Here is a 1,516-nt window from a genome sequence, read left to right on the forward strand (position 1 = left end):
TTCCGCATTTCCGCATGCAACCCACGAGCCCGTTACCAGACCCGCAGTTTTGGACGGGGATAGTTTTTGCGTCTAAACCAGTGGCGTAAGCCACACTATATAAAAGCGACTTCTTGTCGCACCATAACAGGTATTATCGGAAATACTAAAAAAAAGAGTGGATTTTATATAAATCTACTCTTTAATGAAGCATGTTAATCCCTTAATTTGTTTGCTTTCTGAATCATTTTAAATGATATTTTAACCTTGGCCCTATTTCTTGAAAACCCTCACGTTTATAAAAGGAAACTGTTTTACTCCATTCCTCTGGATCAGGGGCGCCAACTTCAACCCTTGACCACCCACGTTGAAAACCATATTTCTTTACAGTATTAATTAATTTTTCTCCTATTCCTTTAGACCTTTCATTAGGTACTATATACAATTCTAAAATAAGGCCACATAAACCTTTTCCATACAAAGAAATAAACTCTGACAATGTAATAATTCCAATACATTCAGTATCTTTATATGCCAGAAAAGCAGTGTACAGATTTTCTTCGTTATTTATCAAATTGGAACAAATATCAGTTAATTCCTTATTGTTTACATCTCTATCACCCAACTCTTTGAGAAGACTTGCTACCATATTAGTAATTAATTCAATATCATTCCTATTGCTCTGTCTTATTTGTATATCCATATTATCCATCCTTTTATAAATCATCCTCACTATTATACCAATAATTCCCTTTTTAAGAGAAGAAAAAGGTGAATATGATATACAAAATCAGTTAACATAATCACGAATTCCGGAACTAAACAAAAAAGCCCTTTATTAAAGGCTTTTTCTTATTTAAGTAAGGCATATAGAAACAGAAAAATAAGTATTATAATTTAAGTAATAACACTTTCTTTTCATATTCATTCAGGCACCATTTGTACTTTGATCGTATTACGTCATCTATATTATCATTTTGTAAGTTAGTTTCTTTAAAACCACATTTCTTATAGAAATGTTGAAGCTCAGCAAAAGGAATGCAATAAACATTGGGTTCTTTAAATCTCTTTGCTTCTTCGACTAAAAAAGTCACTAGCTCATAAGCTAAATTTCCCCCTCGAAAATCTGGTAAGACGTAAATACCACCTATTTCTATATTATTCTCATCAATCTTAACTATACGTCCTACACCTGCGTATTCACCTTTATATGTTACAATTGCTACTTTATCTCGCTCCAAATTACTTGGAACAAACCCTATTGTTGAGTACTGCTCATTTACCCATTGAAGGTCATTTTTAGATGCTAATTTGATACCCATCCTTTTCCCCCCTAATTTTATAAACTTACTATAACAAATGGTCTTATTAGTTGAGTAAGAAAATGTATATTTTACACAAAGTTAGTTAAGTCGGGTAAGCGAGGGGCATCACTGCCCCTAACTCCCCTGAGAACCGTACGTGAGCCTTTCAACTCATACGGCTCAAGCCTCCCATTGCAGGTCCATTTGCTGTCGTATCCTCATCACACACCATA

General features: G+C 34.0%; 2 protein-coding genes. Both read right to left on the reverse strand.

Annotated features, from left to right (window positions below; translation table 11 throughout):
- Positions 1-223: 223 nt before the first annotated feature.
- Positions 224-682 (reverse strand): GNAT family N-acetyltransferase, encoded by a 459-nt coding sequence (locus ACN6NE_RS30945; protein ID WP_474329415.1) that lies wholly within the window; start codon positions 680-682, stop codon positions 224-226.
- Positions 683-869: 187 nt separating this feature from the next.
- Positions 870-1,301 (reverse strand): GNAT family N-acetyltransferase, encoded by a 432-nt coding sequence (locus ACN6NE_RS30950; protein ID WP_474329417.1) that lies wholly within the window; start codon positions 1,299-1,301, stop codon positions 870-872.
- Positions 1,302-1,516 lie beyond the last annotated feature (215 nt).

Source organism: Priestia sp. 53B2 (assembly GCF_056099005.1).

What these genes read in the sequence shown, in the direction of transcription:
- ACN6NE_RS30945 (WP_474329415.1), bottom strand. Translation starts at nt 682, where the DNA reads ATGGATATACAAATAAGACAGAGCAATAGGAATGATATTGAATTAATT.
- ACN6NE_RS30950 (WP_474329417.1), bottom strand. Translation starts at nt 1,301, where the DNA reads ATGGGTATCAAATTAGCATCTAAAAATGACCTTCAATGGGTAAATGAG.